Annotated in this window: 19 protein-coding genes; 11 read left to right on the top strand and 8 right to left on the bottom strand. The window is 74.6% G+C overall.

What is annotated here, in order from left to right; genetic code table 11:
* Positions 1–21: 21 nt before the first annotated feature.
* Genes Sfr03f_RS09800 through Sfr03f_RS09810 form a run of 3 tightly spaced genes read right to left on the bottom strand, consistent with a single transcriptional unit; the run spans position 22 to position 2,044 of the window.
* Entirely contained in the window at positions 22–1,014 is a 993-nt protein-coding gene (locus Sfr03f_RS09800; protein WP_108953249.1) for an FAD binding domain-containing protein, read from the bottom strand.
* Positions 1,011–1,535 (bottom strand): 2Fe-2S iron-sulfur cluster-binding protein, encoded by a 525-nt coding sequence (locus tag Sfr03f_RS09805; RefSeq protein ID WP_108953250.1) that lies wholly within the window; start codon positions 1,533–1,535, stop codon positions 1,011–1,013. The genes Sfr03f_RS09800 and Sfr03f_RS09805 overlap by 4 nt, the downstream gene beginning before the upstream one ends.
* Positions 1,532–2,044: a DUF5709 domain-containing protein gene (locus tag Sfr03f_RS09810; RefSeq protein ID WP_372514424.1), complete on the bottom strand. Its 513-nt coding sequence runs from the start codon at positions 2,042–2,044 to the stop codon at positions 1,532–1,534. The genes Sfr03f_RS09805 and Sfr03f_RS09810 overlap by 4 nt, the downstream gene beginning before the upstream one ends.
* Positions 2,045–2,257: 213 nt before the next feature.
* Here Sfr03f_RS09810 and Sfr03f_RS09815 point away from each other — a divergent pair, with 213 nt between their 5' ends.
* Together Sfr03f_RS09815 and Sfr03f_RS09820 are read left to right on the top strand one after the other, a co-directional pair.
* On the top strand, positions 2,258–2,677 hold the full coding sequence (locus Sfr03f_RS09815) for a hypothetical protein (protein WP_108953252.1): 420 nt from the start codon (positions 2,258–2,260) through the stop codon (positions 2,675–2,677).
* Positions 2,678–2,851: 174 nt separating this feature from the next.
* Positions 2,852–3,403: a roadblock/LC7 domain-containing protein gene (locus tag Sfr03f_RS09820; protein WP_108953253.1), complete on the top strand. Its 552-nt coding sequence runs from the start codon at positions 2,852–2,854 to the stop codon at positions 3,401–3,403.
* 138 nt (positions 3,404–3,541) lie between these two features.
* On the opposite strand, the gene tgmB is transcribed toward Sfr03f_RS09820, so the two are convergent.
* Positions 3,542–4,489, bottom strand: a complete 948-nt coding sequence (tgmB, locus tag Sfr03f_RS09825) for an ATP-grasp ribosomal peptide maturase (RefSeq protein WP_108953254.1) — start codon at positions 4,487–4,489, stop codon at positions 3,542–3,544.
* A gap of 24 nt (positions 4,490–4,513) precedes the next feature.
* Entirely contained in the window at positions 4,514–4,711 is a 198-nt protein-coding gene (tgmA, locus tag Sfr03f_RS09830; RefSeq protein ID WP_108953255.1) for a putative ATP-grasp-modified RiPP, read from the bottom strand.
* 231 nt (positions 4,712–4,942) lie between these two features.
* Here tgmA and Sfr03f_RS09835 point away from each other — a divergent pair, with 231 nt between their 5' ends.
* The gene (locus tag Sfr03f_RS09835) at positions 4,943–5,221 is read left to right on the top strand and encodes a GlsB/YeaQ/YmgE family stress response membrane protein (RefSeq protein WP_108953573.1); all 279 of its coding nucleotides are present in this window, start codon (positions 4,943–4,945) and stop codon (positions 5,219–5,221) included.
* 92 nt (positions 5,222–5,313) lie between these two features.
* Here the strand turns inward: Sfr03f_RS09835 and Sfr03f_RS09840 are convergent, their stop codons facing one another.
* Complete coding sequence (locus tag Sfr03f_RS09840; RefSeq protein ID WP_108953256.1) at positions 5,314–6,672, bottom strand: type III PLP-dependent enzyme domain-containing protein; 1,359 nt, start codon at positions 6,670–6,672, stop codon at positions 5,314–5,316.
* A gap of 312 nt (positions 6,673–6,984) precedes the next feature.
* Here Sfr03f_RS09840 and bdeA point away from each other — a divergent pair, with 312 nt between their 5' ends.
* The 8 genes from bdeA (at position 6,985) to Sfr03f_RS09880 (ending at position 17,661) form a co-directional block, all read left to right on the top strand.
* Complete coding sequence (gene bdeA / locus Sfr03f_RS09845) at positions 6,985–7,920, top strand: bis(hydroxyethyl) terephthalate hydrolase (RefSeq protein ID WP_372514425.1); 936 nt, start codon at positions 6,985–6,987, stop codon at positions 7,918–7,920.
* A 213-nt stretch (positions 7,921–8,133) separates the two neighbouring features.
* Positions 8,134–10,890 carry a LuxR family transcriptional regulator gene (locus Sfr03f_RS09850; RefSeq protein WP_108953257.1) on the top strand — a complete coding sequence of 919 codons (2,757 nt, stop codon included), beginning with the start codon at positions 8,134–8,136 and terminating at the stop codon, positions 10,888–10,890.
* Between the two features lie 213 nt (positions 10,891–11,103).
* Positions 11,104–12,372, top strand: coding sequence for a PucR family transcriptional regulator (locus Sfr03f_RS09855; protein WP_108953258.1), 1,269 nt, complete (start codon positions 11,104–11,106; stop codon positions 12,370–12,372).
* 332 nt (positions 12,373–12,704) lie between these two features.
* On the top strand, positions 12,705–13,535 hold the full coding sequence (locus Sfr03f_RS09860) for an ABC transporter ATP-binding protein (protein ID WP_108953259.1): 831 nt from the start codon (positions 12,705–12,707) through the stop codon (positions 13,533–13,535).
* Positions 13,532–14,356, top strand: a complete 825-nt coding sequence (locus tag Sfr03f_RS09865) for an ABC transporter ATP-binding protein (RefSeq protein ID WP_108953260.1) — start codon at positions 13,532–13,534, stop codon at positions 14,354–14,356. The genes Sfr03f_RS09860 and Sfr03f_RS09865 overlap by 4 nt, the downstream gene beginning before the upstream one ends.
* A complete protein-coding gene (locus tag Sfr03f_RS09870) occupies positions 14,353–15,249 on the top strand; it encodes a branched-chain amino acid ABC transporter permease (RefSeq protein ID WP_108953261.1) in 897 nt (298 codons plus the stop codon). The genes Sfr03f_RS09865 and Sfr03f_RS09870 overlap by 4 nt, the downstream gene beginning before the upstream one ends.
* Positions 15,242–16,384, top strand: coding sequence for a branched-chain amino acid ABC transporter permease (locus Sfr03f_RS09875; protein WP_108953262.1), 1,143 nt, complete (start codon positions 15,242–15,244; stop codon positions 16,382–16,384). The genes Sfr03f_RS09870 and Sfr03f_RS09875 overlap by 8 nt, the downstream gene beginning before the upstream one ends.
* Complete coding sequence (locus tag Sfr03f_RS09880; RefSeq protein ID WP_108953263.1) at positions 16,381–17,661, top strand: ABC transporter substrate-binding protein; 1,281 nt, start codon at positions 16,381–16,383, stop codon at positions 17,659–17,661. Before Sfr03f_RS09875 ends, Sfr03f_RS09880 begins: the two co-directional genes overlap by 4 nt.
* Before the next feature lie 127 nt (positions 17,662–17,788).
* On the opposite strand, the gene Sfr03f_RS09885 is transcribed toward Sfr03f_RS09880, so the two are convergent.
* Together Sfr03f_RS09885 and Sfr03f_RS09890 are read right to left on the bottom strand one after the other, a co-directional pair.
* Positions 17,789–18,211: a PPOX class F420-dependent oxidoreductase gene (locus tag Sfr03f_RS09885; RefSeq protein ID WP_108953264.1), complete on the bottom strand. Its 423-nt coding sequence runs from the start codon at positions 18,209–18,211 to the stop codon at positions 17,789–17,791.
* 264 nt (positions 18,212–18,475) lie between these two features.
* Entirely contained in the window at positions 18,476–19,837 is a 1,362-nt protein-coding gene (locus Sfr03f_RS09890; RefSeq protein ID WP_108953265.1) for an FAD-dependent oxidoreductase, read from the bottom strand.
* Positions 19,838–19,850 lie beyond the last annotated feature (13 nt).

Consider the following 19,850-nt stretch of genomic DNA (forward strand, 5'->3'; position numbering starts at 1 on the left):
CTGCGGGTCGCGACCGGCGGGTCAGCCGGCGGACCGGGCGGCGAGACGGGTGAGCACGTCGACGGTGAGGGAGCGGGCCAGCGGCACCTTGTAGCCGTTGTCCCGCAGCGGCTCGGCCGCCGAGAGTTCGAGATCCAGCGCGTGCTCGAACGCGGCCCTGGAGGGCGCCGCGCCGGTGAGCGCCTCCTCGGCCCGGCGTGCCCGCCACGGCCGGTGCGCCACACCGCCCAGCGCGATGCCCACCCGGGCCACCACCCCGCCCTCCACACGCAGCACCACCGCCGCGGAGGCCAGCGCGAAGGCGTAGGAGGCACGGTCGCGCACCTTGCGGTACGCCGACGGCAGACCGCGGGTCGCGGCGGGCAGCACCACCGCGGTGATCAGCTCGCCGGGGCGGATCTCGGTGTCCAGTTCCGGGCGGTCACCGGGCAGCCGGTGGAAGACGTCGGCCGCCACCACGCGATCCCCGGCGGGTCCGGTCAGCTCGACGCGGGCGTCCAGCGCGGCGAGGGCCACCGCCATGTCGGAGGGGTGGGTGGCCACGCAGTGCGGGGAGTGACCGAGCACGGCGTGGTCGCGGTGGACGCCCTCCCGGGCTCCGCAGCCGCTGCCGGGCTCCCGCTTGTTGCACGGCTTGGAAAGGTCCTGGAAGTAGGGGCAGCGGGTGCGCTGCAGGAGGTTGCCGCCGGTCGTGGCGGCGTTCCGCAACTGGCCCGAGGCCCCCGACAGGAGTGCCCGGGACAGGGCCGGCCAGCCCTCGCGCACCAGCGGGTGGGCGGCCAGGTCGCTGTTGCGGACGGTGGCGCCGACGCGCAGGGAGCCGTCCGGCAGCTCGTCGACCGTGTCCAGCGGAAGGCGGGAGACGTCCACCAGGGCGGTCGGACGCTCCACGCCCAGCTTCATCAGGTCGACCAGATTGGTGCCGCCGCCCAGGTAGCGGGCGCCCGGGGCGGCGGCGAACGCGGCCGTCGCCTCCTCGACCGTGCGGGCGCGGACGTAGTCGAAGGTCTTCACGGGACGACGTCCTCCACGGCCTCGACGATGCGCGGATAGGCCCCGCAGCGGCACAGGTTGCCGCTCATCCGCTCGCGGATCTCCGCCGCGCCCAGCGGCGTCGGCTCACCCGCCTCGGCCTCGGGGCCGGTGACCGCGGAGGGATGACCGGCGGCCGCCTCGGCCAGCACGCCCACGGCCGAGCACAGCTGGCCGGGGGTGCAGTAGCCGCACTGGAAGGCGTCCCGCTCGAGGAACGCCCGCTGCAGCGGATGGGGCTCGCCGTCCGGGCCGGCGAGCCCTTCCACGGTGGTGACCTCGCTGCCTTCGAGGGCGACGGCGAGCAGCAGGCAGCTGTTCATCCGTCGCCCGTCGACCAGTACCGTGCAGGCGCCGCACTGGCCGTGGTCGCAGCCCTTCTTGGCTCCGGTCAGGTCCAGGTCCTCGCGCAGCAGGTCCAGCAGGACGCGCCGGTTGTCGACGGTCAGGGTGCGCTCCCGGCCGTTGACGGTGAGCGTCGTGCGGGAGGAGCGGGAGGTCACAGCGACCGCTCGTCCTCGTCCGGGACGCGGTGCACCGCGGCCTCCTCCGCCGAGGCGGCGCCGCCGCTGATGCCCACGTCCTCGGCCACCATGTCCTTCTCGGCGTCCTCGCGGGCCCCCTCGTCCGGGGCCACCAGCCGGCCGGCGCGCTCGTCGCCGACCTCGTCGTCCAGCGGCTCGCCCTCGCCGCCGGGCAGGTCTCCCACGCCGTCGCCGTTCACCGGGGGCTCGGCCGCAGGGTCGGGCCGCTCCTCGGCCAGGCGCTCGTCGAGGCTCTCGCCCTCGCGCTGCTCGCGCGCCGTGGTGCCGTGGCTGTCCACGCCCAGCGGCCGCTCGGGCGGCGAGTACCCCTCGTCGTAGGGCTCCCTCTCCCGCTCGTTGAGGGTGTCCTCGGGGTCCAGGATGCCGTCGTCCTCACGGCCCTCGAGGCCGTCCTGGGGCTGGTACACCTCGTCGCCGAAGCCCTGGCCGTCGGCGTTGCCGTCCATCGCGTCTGTCGGGTCAGTCATGGGGACCGCGTATCCAGCGCGGGTCGCCTGACACCCCCCGTCTGCGGGCGCCACCCGGACGCCCCGGCCGAGCCGTGATCGATCGCGACAACCAAGCGATCCCAATTCGTGCATGTTCCAAATGAAAATGCCAAAGCCCCGAACGGGGGTCGGCACATTCCGTAGTGTCTGGTCGCGTCCGCGGACACCGAGCGGTGGGGGAGGGGATTCGGGGTGCCCGGAATCGACGAGAGCCTGCAGGAGATCATGCGGCAGCCGGGAGCACGCGGCGCCGCACTGGTCGACTGGATCAGCGGGCTCTCCCTGGGCGCCGTCGGAGAAGCCCCCGGCAAGGACCGGGAGGCGGCCGCCGCCGAGGTCGCCGAGGTCGCCCGGCTCAGCTCCGAGCACCGCGTCTTCGCCCCCGCGGGCGCGGAGGGCGGGGACGGCCCGGCGCCGGGCGAGCCCGGTCAGGAGCCGCCGGTCGAGGACGTGATCGTCACCACCGCCTCGGCCTACCACGTGGTGCGCTTCGTCCCCACCGCCTTCGACGGCAGCGTCTGCCTCCACCTGTGGCTCGACCGGGCCGAGGGCAACCTCGCGATGGCCCGGATCCGGCTGGCGGAGGTCGTCGACCGACTGGTGCTCGGATGAGGCGGCCGGTGCGGCGTCGCGCGGACCACGGCCCGCGCGGTGCGAAGGACGCGGCGGGTGACGACGTGCGGTCGACGGCCCGTGCGGTGCGAGGCGCGGCGGGTGACCACGTGCGGTGCTGAGGACGCGGTGGGTGACGAAGGCGTTGACGGGCGAGGCGAAGGGAGCGGGCCGATGACCGGGGCCGCAGGGATCGACGAGGCCGAGATCAGGGAGGAACTGCGCGGGCTGCGCTCCCGGGTGCCGGAACTGACCGGGGCGCTGCTGGCCAGCGCCGACGGGCTGGTGCTGGCCCACGAGACGCCGCCCGGCACCGAGCCCGAGGGGCTGGCCGCGCTCACCGCCGCCGCCCTGGGCGTCGGCGCCCGGCTCTCCGACGCCGCGGGGCGCGGGGACTTCCGCGAGCTGTTGGTGCGCGGGTCGGGCGGCTACGTGGCCACCTACGCGGCGGGCGGGGCGGCGGTGCTCACCCTGCTCGCCGGCGACCGGGTCAACGTCGGCCGGCTCCACCTGGAGGGCCGCCGCGCCGGCCGCCGCCTCGCAGTGATGGTGCCCGCCCTTCCCGCCGCCGTCCCCGCCGCCGGACGGCCCGCACCGGCGGGCCGTGCCCACGCCGCGGGGAGCGAGCAGCCGGGGTCGCTACCCGTGCGCTCCCCGGGGGCCGCCCGGGCCGGCCGCCGGCCGGGTGGCGGACCCCGCTCCTCCGGGTCGCGCTCTTCGGCCTGAACCCGGCGGCCCGCACCCCTCGGGCTCACTCGGCGCCCGAACCGCCCGGGCCGGGTTCCGCGGCCTGAACCCGGCGGCCCGCACTCCTCGCGCTCATCCCGCGGCCGAACCACCCGGGCCCGGTTCGGCGGCTCGCACTCAGCGGCGGGGCGCGGGCCGTGCCAGCCAGGCCGCCACGGCGTCCGTGATCGGCTGACCCGTGTCCAGCTCGACGAAGGCGAACTGCCCCGACTGGTTGCACTCGAGGAACCACCAGTCGCCCCGCGCGTCCTCCGCGAAGTCGAAGGCGCCGTAGGCGAGACGGGCGGCCTCGAGGTAGCCGAGCACGCCCTCGGCCACCCGCGCGGGCACGGCCACGGGCCGCCAGGCGTGTCCGGACGGGGCGAAACGGACGTCGACGTCGTCGGCGGACGCGCCCGGGGAGACCTCCTTGCGGGCCGCGAGGAGCCGGTCGCCCACCGCCGTCAGCCGTATGTCGGCCCGCTTGACGACGAGTCGCTGCAGGAGCGTCGGCCCGAGCGCCACCGCGTCGAAGTCGGCGTCCGGGGGGACCCGGCTGGTCGGCACCACCAGGGGCGGATCCTGCGGGTGCGTCCCCGACACCGGTTTGACGACCAGGTCACGGTGGCGGCGGGCGAAGTCCCGCGCGTGGTGCGGCACCGTGGTGATCAGGGTGGCGGGCACCGGCAGCCCGCACTCCTGGGCCAGCCGCAGCTGCCAGGGCTTGTGCCGGGCCAGGTACGCCGCCTCCGGAGGGTTCATCCAGCGGGCCCCGCTGCCCCGCAGCATGCCGTACAGGGCCTGGGACGCCTCCTGGGTGAGCCAGGCGGAGGCCTGCTCGGCGGCGCTGCCGGGTACGCCGGGCCGGCGCACCCACACCGACCGCAGGGCGCCGAGCCCCACGCGCCGGTCGCCCACCGACAGCGTGCCCGCCATCGCGCCGTCCCCGAACTCGCCGGACAGCCCGACGGCGCCCGGAAGTTCGGCCGGATCGACCCGCAGCACCGGCACGCCCCGTGCGTCGAGCCGGTCCACCACCAGATCCGCGGTCACATCCTGTGTACATGTCAGGATCAGTACGGTCATTGCTTCGTGCCCGCCCCGGCGGCGTCAGTCGTCGAAGTGGGTCTTGGAACCGGCGGTGGAGGTGGTCGCCCCCAGGACCCGCAGGAGGTCCCGGTCGCGCACGGCCACCCGTCCGTCGTCGAGGACGTTCAGCTGCAGCGAAGGGTCGTATCTGTAGGGCGGAGCCGCGGTGACCTCGCACTCCTGGGCCGGCCTGGCGTAATCGAGGGCGAACATGCGCATGGGTCTCTCCCTGGGACGGTCCGTGACATACCCCGTGCGGACACGACCCGCCCGGCCCCCGATCCGGTCGCCGGGCGCTCCGCCTCCAACGACTTATACGTGCCGGGCCGATGATTGGTTTCCTCACGCTCCGTGACCGCTCTCGGTGGCGGCGCGAAAAACTTGGTTTGCCGTGGCGTGTACGGAACATCCGAAGGAAGGACAGAGAACCTGGATGACTGTGGAGGAATGGTGGGCATTCTCGCCTGGATCCTGATTGGCCTGATCGCCGGCGCCATCGCCAAGGCGCTGCTCCCGGGGCGCGACCCCGGCGGCATCATCATCACCATGGTGATTGGTGTGCTCGGTGGTCTCCTCGGTGGCTGGCTGGGCAAGGTCATCTTCGGCGTCGACTCGATCGACGGCTTCTTCGACCTTTCTACATGGATCGCAGCCATCATCGGCTCCGTGATCCTTCTGCTGCTCTACCGTGCCTTCACCGGCGGTCGAAGCACGCACCGTCACGCCTGACACGAACGGGTAGCACCCGTTCCCCAATCGTCGGCGCCCGCACCGGACTTCCGGTGCGGGCGCCGACGTGTGCGCGGGGGAGCGGCCCCGGCTCAGCCCGCCGCGCCGTCGGTCACCTCGAGCAGCGCGTCCGCGTGGTCCAGGCCGCACTCGCGCGCGATCTCCTCGATCGTCTGGGCCGTGCGCACCGTGGTGAGGACCGGGCGGCCGTCGTCACCGGTGCGGAATCCGTGCACCGCGGGCCTCGGCAGGCTGTTGTAGCTCCACGACGCGGTGAAGCAGTAGGCGCCCGCGTCGTGCAGGACCACCCAGTCGCCCTCCGCGAGTTCCGGCAGCTCCCGGCCGTGCGCCACCACGTCCCCGGCGAAGCACAGCGGCCCCGCGACGTCCTGCTTGATGGCCGACGCGTTCTTCGGCCGCCCGTCGGGGCCGTGCGCGGTCACCCGCAGTGCCCACGCGTCGGGCAGCAGCACCGTCCGCGTCGCGACCTGTCCGCCCGCGTGGGTGAGGGCCACCCGGCGCCCGCCCGCGTCCTTGACGTACTCCACCCGCGCGGCGAGGAAGCCGTTCTTGGCGAGCAGCGAGCGGCCGAACTCGGTGACCAGCCGGTAGCGTCCGTCCAGCAGCGCGGGCTCCGCCTCCCGCAGGGCGGCCACGTACTCCGCGTGCGTCGGCCTCACCTCGTCGTCGTCGAAGTTGACGGGCAGTCCGCCGCCGATGTCCAGGCCGGTGACCCGGCGTTCCCCCAGCCGCGCGTCGATGGTGGCCGCCAGCCGGTGCGCCACCGCCACACCCTGGGCGATCAGCGGCAGCGGGCAGCCCTGCGAACCGACGTGCACGTGGACGCGGGTCAGCCACGGGTGCCGGGCGAAGGCCTCCACCACCCGCTCCTCGGCCCCCGGATCACGCAGCGCCACACCGAACTTCGAATGCTCGGTGGCGGTGCTGGTGGCCGCGATCGAGCCCCCGCCGACCTGCGGATTGACCCGCAGCCCCAGCACGGACGCGCAGCCCGCCGGGCGCAGCCGGGCGATCCGCTCCACCTCCGCCAGGTTGTCCGCGTTGACCGCGACCCCCAGCTCCAGGGCCTCCCGCAGCTCCGCCTCGGTCTTCACCGGGGAGTCCAGGACGATCCGGCCGGGCTCGAAACCGGCGGCCAGCGCCAGCCGGAGCTCACCGGGGCTCGCCACCTCGCATCCCATCCCCGTCGACGCCAGCAGCCGCAGCACCGGGACGAGCGGGCAGGCCTTCGCGGCGAAGGTGTGCAGCACCTGCGGCACCCCGGCGAACGCCTCGCGCAGGGCGTCCACCGCCCGCAGGATGCCCGCGGTGTCCAGGAAGCCGGCCACCGGCTGCTCCGGGCCGAGCAGTCCGGTCGCCACGGCCCGCTCCAGCACGTCGGCGACGGTGGGCGGGACGCCCTTCACGAGGGACGGCGCGGCAGTGTTCACAGGTGACTCCTCATCTCCACGACGGCGTTCCGGACCCGGCGCCGCACCCGGGGAGAGAGCGGCGCCGCGTACACCCTCTCTCTTCCCGCCCCCCGGTACCAGGGGCGAAGGCGCAGCTCACCGAGGGCATCGGGGCGCCGCGCGGTTCCGGACGGGTGGTGACACCGGTGATTTTGCCGATGTACGCGCGGCGGAAGCGGCCCGACAGTGACGTAGCCAGTCAGCGGCAACCCCGGCGGATGGCGCGGACACGTCAAGAGGACGCGTGCCGCGACCACGCAGGGGGAGCCTCGTCAGAGAGGACGACTCGTCGTGCAGCACTCGCAGAGCAGCGCGTCCAACGACGCCACCCCCACGCCGGCCGGCCGCCGGCGCCGTCTTGGTCGTATCGCCGGCCTGTCCGCCTCCGTGGCCGCGGCCATCGCCTTCAGCACCCTCGCGGCGCCGGGCGCCACCGCGGCCGACAACCCCTACGAGCGCGGCCCGGCCCCGACCAACTCCAGCATCGAGGCCCTGCGCGGGCCGTACGCGGTCTCCAGGACCTCCGTCTCCTCCCTGGCGGTGACCGGGTTCGGCGGCGGCACGATCTACTACCCGACCACCACCAGCGACGGCACCTTCGGCGCCGTGGTGATCACCCCGGGCTTCACCGCCTACGAGTCGTCCATCTCATGGCTCGGCGAGCGGCTCGCCTCCCAGGGCTTCGTGGTGTTCACCATCGACACGATCACCACCGCCGACCAGCCGGCCCAGCGCGGCGACGAGATGCTGGCGGCCGCCGACTACCTGACGCAGCGCAGCTCGGCCCGCTCCCGCGTCGACGCCACCCGGGTCGCCCTGATGGGCCACTCGATGGGCGGCGGCGGCACCCTGGAGGCGGCCAAGGACCGGCCGTCCGTCAAGGCCATCATCCCGATGACCCCGTGGAACCTCGACAAGACATGGCCCGAGGTGCGCACGCCCACCCTGATCGTCGGGGCCGAGGCGGACGCCGTCGCCCCCGTGGCCTCGCACTCCATCCCGTTCTACACCAGCCTGCCCTCCAGCACCGAGAAGGCCTACCTCGAGCTGGACAACGCCAGTCACTTCGCGCCCAACACCTCGAACACGACGATCGCGAAGTACAGCATCTCCTGGCTGAAGCGGTGGGTCGACAACGACACCCGCTACTCCCAGTTCCTCTGCCCGGGCCCCTCCACCGGGCTCTTCAGCGACGTCTCGGACTACCGGAACACCTGCGCCTTCTGACCCGGGGGACCCCGACGGCGGCCGCGCACGACGCGCGGCCGCCGTTCGGCGTTCCCCGCTACCTCCCGCCACCGGGGGCCTCCCCGCCCGGCGGAAGCGGACGTGTGCCGGCGCACAGTCCGCCACCGCCCTCCGTGGACGGCCACACACCCGCCCCGCGAGAGGCGGACCGCATACTTCCGGCGGGCTTTACTCCTCCGTAACATCGCGGGAATGACCGGACAGACGACCGTCATCACCCCCTCGCGAACGCACGGCCGGACCGAGGAACTGCGCGCGGTGGCCGCGACCCTGACGAACCGTCTGGAGGACGACAGCGCCGTCCTCCTCCTCACCGGCGAGCCCGGGCTGGGACGCACCACGCTCCTTCGGGACGTGGCCCGGTCCTTCGGCGCCGGCCCCGTCCTGCGGGTCGGCGCGACCGCCGCCGAGTCCCGCCTCCCCTACAGCGGCGTGCACGCCGTGCGCTGCGCCGCCGCCGCCGCGGGCGGCGCGCCGCCCGTCCGCAGAACCCCCGAAGGCCTCCTCGACCTGCTCGTGGCCGCCGCCGACGGCGGTCCCCTCCTGCTCTGCGTCGACGACGCCCACCTGTGGGACGCCCCCTCCCGCGCCGCGCTCGGGTTCGCCGCCCGCCGCCTCCACGCGGCCGGCCGGGTCGGCCTGCTGATCTCCGTCACCCGGCACCACGCCGCCGACCCGGACTTCGCGGGGCTGCCCGTCCTGCGCCTGGGCCCGCTGCCGCGGACCGCCGCCCGGGCGCTGCTCGACGACCTCGTGCCCGGCGGCGTCGACCCCGCCGTCGGCGACGAACTCCTCACGGAGGCCGACGGCAACCCCGCCCTGCTGCACGCCCTGGTCCGCCGCCTGGGGCCCGACGAGCTGAGCGGCGCCGCCCGGCTGCCGCGCCCGCTGGCCGACGCGGACGTGCTCGCGTCGGTGGTGGGCGAGAGCCTGGCCGGGCTGCCCACCAGCCTGCACGACCTGCTCCTGGTGGCCGCCGCCGCGCACGAGACCGCCCCGGCCGACGGACGGCCGGGCGTCGACGCCGACCTGGTGCTGCGCGCCGCCGCCCGCCTCGGCCCGGCCGCCGCCGCGCCGCCCCGCACCGAGCGCGCCGCCGACCTCCTCGTACGCACCGACGGCAGGCTCCGCTTCACGGGCACCCTGATCCGCCGGGCCGTCCACGCGAGCGCCCGCCCGGAGCGCCGCCGGGCCGCCCACCGCGCGCTCGCCGCCGTCCTGACCGCCGACGGCCACCGCCTGCCCGCCCTGCTCCACCTCGCCCACGCGGCCGGCGCCCCCGACGCGGCGCTCGCCGGGGACCTGGCGCGCAGCGCCCTCGACCCGCGCACCGACGCCACCCACCTCCAGCGGGCCGCCGCCCTCTCCCTGGCGGCCGACCTCACCCCGGAGGTCACCCGGCGTGCCGAACGCCGCACCGCCGCCGCCGAACAGGCCCTGCTGGCGGGCCGCCCGGCGCAGGCGCGCGGGCTGCTCGCCGACGCGGGCGGTCCCGAGGCCCGAGCCACCGTGCGCGGGCGCGCCGAACTGCTGCGCGGAGTGATGACACTCGGGGACGGGCCGGTCGCCGACGCCCACGCCTCGCTCCTGTTCGCCCGGTCCCTGCTGGCGGGCGAGGCGCCCGAACTGGCGCTGGCCGCCACCGTCGCCGCCGCGGACGCGGCCTGGGCCGCAGGGGACCTGACCGGCTGCCTGTCGGCGCTGGCCGGCGCCACGGCGACCGCCCCCGCACCCGGTCCCGGACGGCCCGACCCGGTGCGGGACTACCTCACCGGGCTGCGCGCCATCCTCGAGGCGCGGCTGGCCGACGCCGCCCGCCCGCTGCGTCGCGTACTCGACCACGGCTGGACCCAGGACGAACCCGAGGCGCTGCAGCGCGCCGCCACCGCCGCGCTGCTGCTCGGCGAGGTGGACACCGCGTGCCGCGCCGGGGCCCGCGCCCTTGCGGCGGCCCGCGCCCGCGGCCACGAGGCGTTCGTGCCGCAGACCCTGGAGTACCTCGCCTACGCCGAACTGAGGGCGGGCCGGCACGCCAGGGCCCGCGCGCACGCGGAGGAGGGCCTGCGCTCGGCCCTGCACTCCCGGCGGCGCAACACCGCCGCCCACCACCGGGCGATCCTCGCCCTCGCCTCCTCCATCGAGGGCGACACCGAGGAGGTCACCGCCCAGGCCGCCGCCGCGCTGGCCACCGCCCGGAGCCACGGCCTCGCCCAGACCGCCACGCTCGCCGAATGGGCCACCGGACGCGCCGAACTGGGCCGCGGCAGGCCCTCCGAGGCCGCGGCCCGGCTCGCCCCTCTGGTGCGGCCCGGGCGCACCGGAGGCCACTTCGCGGTCCGGGCGCTGGTGATGCCCTGTTTCGCCGAGGCCGCCGTGCTCGCCGGCCGCGCGGACGAGGCCCGCATCGTGGTCGAGGAGTTCGAACTCTGGGCGGACTTCGGCGCCGACCCCCAGGCGCCCGCCCAGCTCGCCCGCTGCCGGGCCCTGCTGGCCCCGCCCGACGACACCGACGGCGCGGACACCCACTACCGGCGCGCCCTCGAACTGCACGAGCGGGCCGGCGGAGACTTCGAGCAGGCCCGCACCCAGCTGCTCTACGGCAAGTGGCTGCGCCGTCGCCGCCGCCCCCGCGAGGCCCGCGGACGGCTCCGCGACGCCCTGCACATCTTCGAACGCTGCGGCGCCCGGGTCTGGGCCGACCAGGCGCGCGCCGAACTGCGCGCCAACGGGGAGGCGCCCGCCGCCCCGCTGGGCGGCGCGCTCTCCCGCCTGACCCCCCAGCAGCAGCGCATCGCCCGCTGCGTGGCCGCCGGCGACACCAACCGGGAGGTCGCCCAGCGCCTGTCGGTGAGCACCCGCACCGTCGACCACCACCTGCGCAACATCTTCGCCGCGCTCGGCGTCCGCTCCCGCGTCGAGCTCGCGCGCATGGTCGGCCTGGAGCGGTAGCGGCGGTCCGCGGGCGCGGAACCCGGCGAAAACCGTCGGTAACAAATGAGCAACTAGCTGCACACCTCTAGGGACCGACCGGACGGTATGTCATTCTTCGAGCAGGACGAGTCAGGTGACGGCCGCAACGCGGCCCCCGGACCGTGGGGGCCGCAGCACCATGGCCGTCGCGCGCGTACTGCCGGGGAGAGCCGACCTCGGAGGAGGATCGCGATGTACCAAGCCGTACGGTCACGAGGAGCACTGCGCCCCGCGACGACCCCCGTGCCGCAGCCCCGTTCGCCGCGCTTCAGGTCGCTGATCGACGCGGAGGCGCTCCGCGTGCTGCACCGCAGCGCCCGGGCCGTGCAGGGCAATCTGCCCGACCTCACGGACCGGCTGGTGGCGGCGCTGCGCGAACAGGAACCCGCCTACCGGACGGCCATGGAGACCGACCCCGCCGGCACCTGGCAGGAGGCCCACGGCTCCCTGCGGCACAGCGTGGCCTCCCTCCTCGACCCGCGCACCGCCCGGGAGGAGGCCCGCCGCTGCTCGTGGAGGATCGGCGCCACCCGCGCCGAGCACGGCTTCCCGCTCGACGCCCTGCTGCACGCCTTCCGCCTCGGCGGCTCCCTCGTGTGGCAGTCGCTCGTCGAGGAGACCTCCCGCAGCGCCCCCGACGACGTCCGGCTCCTGGTCCACGTCGCCGCCGACGTCTGGAACTTCGTCGACGAACACTGCACCCTCGTCGCCGACGCCTACCGGCAGGTCGAACGCCGCCTCGCCTGGCGCCGGGAGAACCGGCTGCGCCTGCTCACCGCCTCCCTGCTGGACGGCACCAGCCGCATCGCCGACCTCCCCGAGGCGGCCGAGGCCCTCGGTCTGCCCGAACAGGGCCGCTACGCCGTCGTCGCGGTCAGCGCGGGCGCGGCCGCCGAGAGCGCCGCCGCCCGCTCCGCCGCCGTCCCCGCCGGCCTGCGGGTGCACTGGCACACCGGCGTCGACCTCGACCACGGCATCGTGCTGCTCGAGGACGACGCCGACCTGCGACGCCTCGCCGCTCAGGACCCCCCGCAGGGCGCCCGCGTCGGCGTCGGCCTCGGCGTCGAGGGCCTGGCCGCCCTCGGCGACGCCCGCCGCCACGCCGACACCGCCCTCGGCATCTGCCCCGACACGGGCGGCTCGGTGCGCCTGCACGAACAGCTCCCCAGCGCCCTGCTGCTCTCCAGCCCCGAGCTCGGCCGCGCCCTCGCCGAGGAGGTCCTCGGCCCCCTGCTGCGCCTGGAGCCCTCCGACCGCGACCTGCTCCTGGACACCCTCGCCGCGTGGCTGGATTGCGACGGTTCCGCGCAGCGGGCCGGCGCCCGCCTCTACTGTCACCGCAACACCGTCCTCAACCGGCTCCGCCGCTGCGAACAGCTCACCGGCCGCTCCCTGACCCGCCCGGCCGACGTCGTCCAGGTGAGCCTCGCGCTGGCCGCCCGCCGCCTGCTCCACCCCTGAGGCGGCGCCCGAGCACACCACCCCCGTGCCCCGGACCGCGTGACGGCGACGGTCCGGGGCACCGCCGTGCCCGCGACCGCCCGCACCGCCTCCCACCTGCCCACGGGCCGCCACTGGGCACCCGCACAACCCGCCGCGGAAACCGTTGGCCGCCCGCCGCGAGCACGGCCCTTCCGCTGTACCGGCACCCTCCACGCGTGCTGATCTGGGCACCACTTCCGCACGGAACGGACGAACGACGATCCCCGTGCCCGGACCCGGCCCCGCCGGGGCCAGACCCCTCACGGCCCAGCCCCGGCCCCGGTCGCGCGGCACGCAACCAAGGAGCAGTGATGCCCCGAGCATCGGACGAGGCGTCCACCCTCAGGGTGGAGAACCTCGACGTGACCTACGGACGCGCGGTCTCCGCACTGCGCTCCGTGAGTCTGGACGTGCCGCCCGGCAGCGTCGTCACCCTGCTCGGCGCCAACGGCGCCGGCAAGACCACCCTGCTGCGCGCGGTGTCCGGAACCCTGCGCCTGCACCGCGGCGCCGTCACCGCGGGCGCCATCCGCTACGGGGAGACCGTCCTCGACGGACAGGACCCGGTCGCCGCGGTGCGCGCCGGAGTCGTCCAGGTGCCCGAGGGCAGACGGGTCTTCGCCGCCCTGACGGTGGACGAGAACCTGCGCTCCGGCGGCCTCGGCCTGGGCCGGCGCACCCCCGAGCGGATCAAGGAGGGCCGCGAGCGGGTCTTCACGCTCTTCCCCCGCCTGGCCGAGCGCACCCGGCAGCAGGCCGGCCTGCTCTCCGGCGGCGAGCAGCAGATGCTGGCCATCGGACGCGCCCTGATGGCGGCCCCGAAACTTCTCCTGCTGGACGAGCCCTCGCTGGGTCTGGCCCCGCAGATGGTCGAGCGGATCGCCGAGGTCGTCCGCGAGATCAACGCCCAGGGCACCTCCGTGCTGCTGGTCGAGCAGAACGCCGGCATGGCGCTCGCCCTCGCCGACCACGCCCACGTCCTCGAGGTGGGCGAGGTCCGGCTCTCCGGCCCGGCCGCCGAGCTGGCCCGCACCGACGCCGTCCGCCGCCTCTACCTCGGCGAGGCCGACGCGACGGAGGGCGCCACCGGACACGCCACGGACGAGACCGCGCCCGGCGGCCCGGAGAGGGGGGCGGCATGAACCTCCGCACCACCGCGACCGCGCGGCCCGAGACGCCCAGGCCCCTGGAGGTCGAGGGCGTCACCGTCCGCTTCGCCGGCCTCACCGCGCTCGACGACGTCTCCTTCACCGTGGCGCCCGGCTCCGTCCACGCCGTGATCGGCCCCAACGGCGCCGGCAAGTCGACCTGCTTCAACGTCCTCTCCGGCCTCTACCGGCCGGTCTCCGGGACCGTCCGCTACGGCGAACACCTCCTCACCGGCCTCGCCCCGCACCGGATCGCCGCCCTCGGCGTCGCACGCACCTTCCAGAACATCGTCACCACCGAGGGCACCGTCGGCGACAACCTGATGCTCGGCCGCCACGCCCTCACCCGCGCCGGCTTCGTCTCCTCCGCGCTGCACCTGCCGCACGCCGTCCGCGAACAGCGCGCCCACCTCGCCCGGGCCCGCGAGATCGCCGGGATCGTCGGCCTGGAGCGCCACTTCGACCAGCCGGTCGCCCTGCTGTCCTACGGCGACCGCAAGCGGGTCGAGATGGCCCGCGCCCTGTGCCTGGAGCCCCGGGTCCTCCTGCTCGACGAACCCGTCGCCGGCATGAACACCACCGAACGCACCGCCGCGGTCGAGGTCATCCGCACCGTCCGCGAGCAACTCGGCCTGTCCATCGTGCTGGTGGAGCACGACATGGGACTGGTGATGCGTCTCGCCGACGAGGTCACCGTCCTCGACTTCGGCAGGCGCATCGCCCACGGCACCCCCGACGAGGTCCGCCAGGACCCCGAGGTGCTGCGGGCCTACCTCGGCACCGGCGCGGACACGCCCGGAAAGGAAGCGGCATGACAGGCCTGCTCGACACCCTCCTCGCGGGCCTCGCCCTGGGAGCGGTCTACGCGCTGGTGGCGCTCGGCTTCGTCATCATCTTCAAGGCGTCGCACGTCATGAACTTCGCCCACGGCTCCCTGCTGCTCCTCGGCGGCTACCTCACCGCCGTGCTCCACGACGACCTCGGCTTCGCCGGGGCGCTGGCGGTGGGCGTCCTCGCCACCGCCGCCCTGGCCGGCGTGATCGACCGGGTCCTGCTGCAGCGCCTGCCGCAGGACCCCAAGGCGGCGCACGTCGCCACCATCGTCACCATCGGCATCGACATCCTGCTGGTCACGGACCTCGCCCGCAGGATCGGCGGCGACCTGCTCTCGCTGGGCGACCCCTGGGGCGACGAGGTCCGCACCCTCGGCCCGGTCACCGTCGCCGACAGCCGGCTCGCCGCCATCGCGGTCTCCGCCCTGGTCATCGGCGTCGTCTTCGCCCTCTTCCGGTACAGCCGCTGGGGCCTGTCCCTGCGCTGCGCCGCAGAGGACACCGAGGCCGCCGCCCTCCAGGGCATCCGGCTCGGCCGGACCCGCATGCTCGCCTGGTGCCTGGCCGGAGCCCTCGCCGCCCTCGCCGCGGTCTTCCTCGCCGCCTTCCCCGCCACCGGCCTGGAGCGCACCACCGGGCAGATCGCCCTCAAGGCGTTCCCGGCCGCCATCCTCGGCGGCCTCGCCTCACCCGTGGGCGCCCTGGCGGGCAGCCTGGTGATCGGCCTGACCGAGGCCTTCGTCATCACCTACCAGAGCGACCTGCACGTCCTCGGCGACGGCCTGAGCGACGTCGCCCCCTACGTGGTCATGGTCCTGGTGCTGCTGGTGCGGCCCAACGGACTGTTCGGAGCGAAGGGAGCGGCCCGTGTCTGACGCCGCCAAGCCGCTGCTGCGCCCCGCCGCCGTCCTGGTCCCGCTGCTGGTGCTGTGCGCGCTGCCGCTCTACCTGGAGTCCTACTGGCTGCGGATCGGCCTCTTCTCCATGGCCGCCGCCATCGGCGCCGTCGGACTCACCCTGCTGTCCGGGACCGCCGGCCAGCTCTCCATGGGCCACTCCTTCTTCCTGGCCGTCGGCGCCTACGGCTACGTGTACTTCTCCGGCGACCCCGGACCCGGCCTCCCGCCGGTGATCGCCATGGTGCTGGCCGTGCTGCTCGCCGGAGCGGCCGGCGGCGTCTTCAGCCCGGTCGCCGGCCGGGTGAAGGGCATGTACCTGGGCATCGCCACCCTGGCGCTGGTCTTCATCGGCCACCACCTGATGCTCACCATGGACGGGGTCACCGGCGGCTTCAACGGCCGCTCGGTGCCGCCGATGGAGATCGGCGGCCTGGTCCTGGACGCCGGCCAGGACGACCTCACGGTCCTGGGCGTGCCGTTCGGCGCCGAGGAGCGCCTGTGGTACTTCGGCCTGGCGCTGCTGGCGTTCACCTGGTTCACCGCGCGCGGCCTGCTGCGCGGCCGTCCGGGCCGGGCCCTGGTGGCACTGCGCGACAGCGAGACCGCGGCGTCCGTCATGGGCGTGCCGGTGGCCCGCTACCGCTCCTCGGCCTTCGTGGTCTCCTCCATGTACGCCGGCCTCGCCGGAGTGCTGCTCGCGCTGTCCTTCCGGCGCGTGGTGCCCGACTACTTCGGGCTGGTCCTGTCCATCGACTACCTCGCCATGATCGTCATCGGCGGCCTCGGCTCGGTGGCCGGAGCCGTCGCCGGCGCGTTCTTCGTGACCGCGCTGCCGCTGGTGATGGCCAAGTACGCCGACCAGCTCCCGCTCGTCGCCGCCCCCGGCTCCCCGGACGGATCACTCGGCCCCACCGAGGCCTCCCGCTACCTCTACGGCGCCGCGATCGTGGTGATCCTGCTGTGGGCCCCCGACGGCCTGAGCGGACTCGCCCGCCGGCTCCGTCCCCGGTCGCGGCCCCAGCCGTCCGCGCCGCCTCCCGACACCGGGCTCGCCGAGCCCGTGAGCACGTCCGCAGTTCCCGTCGCCACAGTCAAGGAGCACACCCCGTGAACGCAACGCCCCGGGCGCACCGTCGCGCCACCCGCATCACCGCCGCCGCGGCCCTGTCGGCTCTGCTCCTCGCGGGCTGCAGCACCAAGGCCGAGGACGACAAGGGCAAGGAGGGCGCGGGCGGCATCAAGGGCGGCCCCGGCGTCACCGACACCACCATCAGGATCGGTTCGCTCACCGACCTGACCGGCCCGTACGCCACCCTCGGCGAGTCCATCACCAACGCCCAGAAGATGTGGGCCGACGACGTGAACGCCAAGGGCGGCATCTGCGACCGCAAGATCGAGATCACCGTCAAGGACCACGGCTACGACGTCCAGAAGGCCGTCGCCGCCTACTCCGAGGTGGCTTCCGACTCCGTGGCCCTGTCGCAGGTCATCGGCTCGCCGGTGGTCGCCGCGCTGCTCGACGACATCCAGAAGGACCAGATCCTCACCTACCCGCAGGCATGGTCCGCCTCCCTGCTGGGCATCGATCCCGTCCAGGTCACCGGTACCACCTACGACGTCGACATGATCGCCGGCGTCGACTTCCTGACCCGCGCCAAGGGCATCGGGAAGGGCGACAAGGTCGGGCACGTCTACTTCGAGGGCGACTACGGCGCCAACGCCCTCGAGGGCTCCAAGTGGGCCGCCGCGAAGGCCGGGCTGGAGATCGTCGAGCAGAAGATCAAGCCCACCGACCAGGACCTGTCGGCCCAGGTGGCCGCGCTGCAGAAGGCCAAGGTCAAGGCCGTCCTGATCAGCGCCGGACCGGTGCAGACCGCCTCGCTGGTGGGCGTCGCGGCCTCCCGCGGCCTGAAGGTGCCCGTCGTCTCCAACATCCCCGGCTACTCGCCGCAGCTGATGGCCTCCGAGGCCGCTCCCGCCCTCGAGGGCATGCTGAACATGATCAGCGCCGCCCCCGCGGTCAACGCCGACATCCCCGGCGTGAAGGAGATGGTCGAGAAGTACCAGAAGGCCTACCCGAAGGCACCGGTCGACACCGGCGTGCTCTCCGGCTACAACACCGCCCTGCTCCTGGGCCTCGCCCTGGAGAAGGCCTGCGACAACGGCAGCCTGGCCCGTGAGGACGTCGTCAAGGCGCACCGTCAGCTCACCGACGCCGACACCGGCCTGGGCACCCCGCAGAACTTCGGCAACGTGAAGCGCCCGGCCGCGGTCGAGAACTACGTCCTCAAGCCGTCCAAGGACGCGCTGGGCGGGGCGGAGATCGTGGAGGAGGCCCGGGTCGCCCCGGGCGTCGAGGACTACCTGAAGGAGAAGGGCCGCGCCTGAGCCCTCCGGGGCCGAGCGGGACGCGCACGCCGAGTGGCCCGCACCCTTCCGGGGGTGCGGGCCGCTCCGCGTCACCGGGACACAGGCCCGGCGCGGCCGCGCGGGTGGCCTGCCGGACGGCGGCCGCTCAGCCGGCCGCCTGGTCGCTGTCGCGGAAGGAGCCCCAGCCGTGCCAGCGGTCGATCTCGATCCACGCGTTCACCCGGCCCCGCTCCCGCTCGGGGTAGGGCCTGCCCCCGTAGTGCCGCGAGAGCCGGTCGATGCCGGACAGGTCGCTGTCGTCGCTCAGCTCGGCGACCCGGCCGATCAGGGTGACGTGGGTGTACCAGTTGGCCTCGTCCAGGACGGTGAGCGTGACCCGCGGGTCGTTGCGGATGTGCTCGAGCCGCTTGCGGCCCTCGTCCATGTTGACCAGCACCCGGCCGTCGTCCCACACGTACCAGGTGGCCGCGGAGACCGGCTGCCCGTCCGCCCGGACGGTGGTGATCACCGCGGGGTTCGGCTTCTCCAGCATGGTGATCGCTGCCTCGGGCAGCGGCGGCTTCGACATCGTCTCTCCTCTCCGTCGCACGACGGCCTGCCGTGCGCGGTTCCTCGACGGGGCGTCGCCCGGTCACGCTGCCACATCAGGCCCCCGGGATCCCGCACCGTGTGCCCCGAGTCCGCCACCGGACACGCTGCCGGGCGCCCGCGGGTTGCCCGCCGGACGCCCCGGGCGGGCGCGGCGACGGGCCCATGGCAGGGCGAAGGGCCCATGGCAGGGCGAAGGGCCCCCGGCCGGAGCCGGGGGCCCTTCGCCGCGGCGGCGGGTGCCTCAGGCCTCGCTGGCCCGCAGCATGTCCTCGCGCTCCACGATCTTCACGCGCTCACGGCCCTGCGGCTCGCCCAGCGCCTTCTCCGCCGCGTCCAGCCGGTACCAACCGTCCCAGGTGGTGTACCGCACCCGGCGCTGCGCGAGGAAGTCCTCGACGGCCTCGGGGGCGGGGGAGGCCGGCGTGTGCAGGCGGCCGTTGGCGTGGTCGTCCAGCAGGTTCGCCACCGTCTCGTTGGCGTCGCCCTTGGTGTGGCCGATCAGACCGATCGGGCCGCGGCGGATCCAGCCGGTGACGTAGGTGGACTGCAGGTGCTCGCCGTTCTCGATCACCCGGCCGCCCTCGTCCGGCACGGTGCCGGTGGCCTCGTCCCAGGGGAGCTTGGGCAGGGCGTCGGACAGGTAGCCCACGGCCCGGTAGACGGCGCCGAGATCCCAGTCCTTGAACTCGCCGGTGCCCTTGACGTTCCCGGTGCCGTCCAGCGCGGTGCGCTCGGTGCGCAGGCCCACGACCTTGCCGTCCTCGCCGAGGATCTCGACCGGCGACTCGAAGAAGTGCAGGAACAGCTTGTGCGGGCGGTCGCCGACGTCGCGGATCGCCCAGTTCTCCAGGGTCTTGGCGACCATGTCCGCCTGCTTGTTGCCGCGGCGGGTGGCGATCGAACCCTCGTCGTAGTCGATGTCCTCGGGGTCGACGATGACCTCGATGCTGGGGGAGTGGTCGAGCTCCCGCAGCTCCATCGGGCTGAACTTCGCCTGCGCGGGGCCCCGCCGGCCGAAGACGTGGATCTCCTTGGCCCGGTTGGCCTTGAGGCCCTCGTAGACGTTGGCCGGGATCTCGGTGGGCAGCAGCTCGTCGGCGGTCTTGGCCAGGATGCGCGCCACGTCCAGCGCCACGTTGCCGACGCCGAGGACGGCGACCTTGTCCGCGGTCAGCGGCCAGGTGCGCGGGACGTCCGGGTGACCGTCGTACCAGGAGACGAAGTCGGCGGCGCCGTAGGAGCCGTCGAGCTCGACGCCCGGGATCGGCAGCGCGCGGTCGGCCGTGGCGCCGGTGGAGAAGACCACCGCGTCGTAGAAGGCGCGCAGGTCGTCCAGGGTGATGTCGTTCGGGTAGTCGACGTTGCCGAAGAGGCGGATCTGCGGCTTGTCGAGGACCTGGTGCAGCGCGGTGATGATGCCCTTGATGCGCGGGTGGTCGGGGGCGACGCCGTACCGGATGAGGCCGAACGGGGCGGGCATCCGCTCGAAGAGGTCGACGGAGACGCCGGGCTCGGCGGCCACCTCGGACTTGAGCAGCGCGTCGGCGGCGTAGATGCCGGCGGGACCGGCCCCGACGATGGCTACCCGCAGGGGGCGGGACATGTGCGATTTCCCT

The sequence above is a fragment of the Streptomyces fragilis genome (genome assembly GCF_003112515.1).
Taxonomy (GTDB): Bacteria; Actinomycetota; Actinomycetes; order Streptomycetales; family Streptomycetaceae; genus Streptomyces; species Streptomyces fragilis.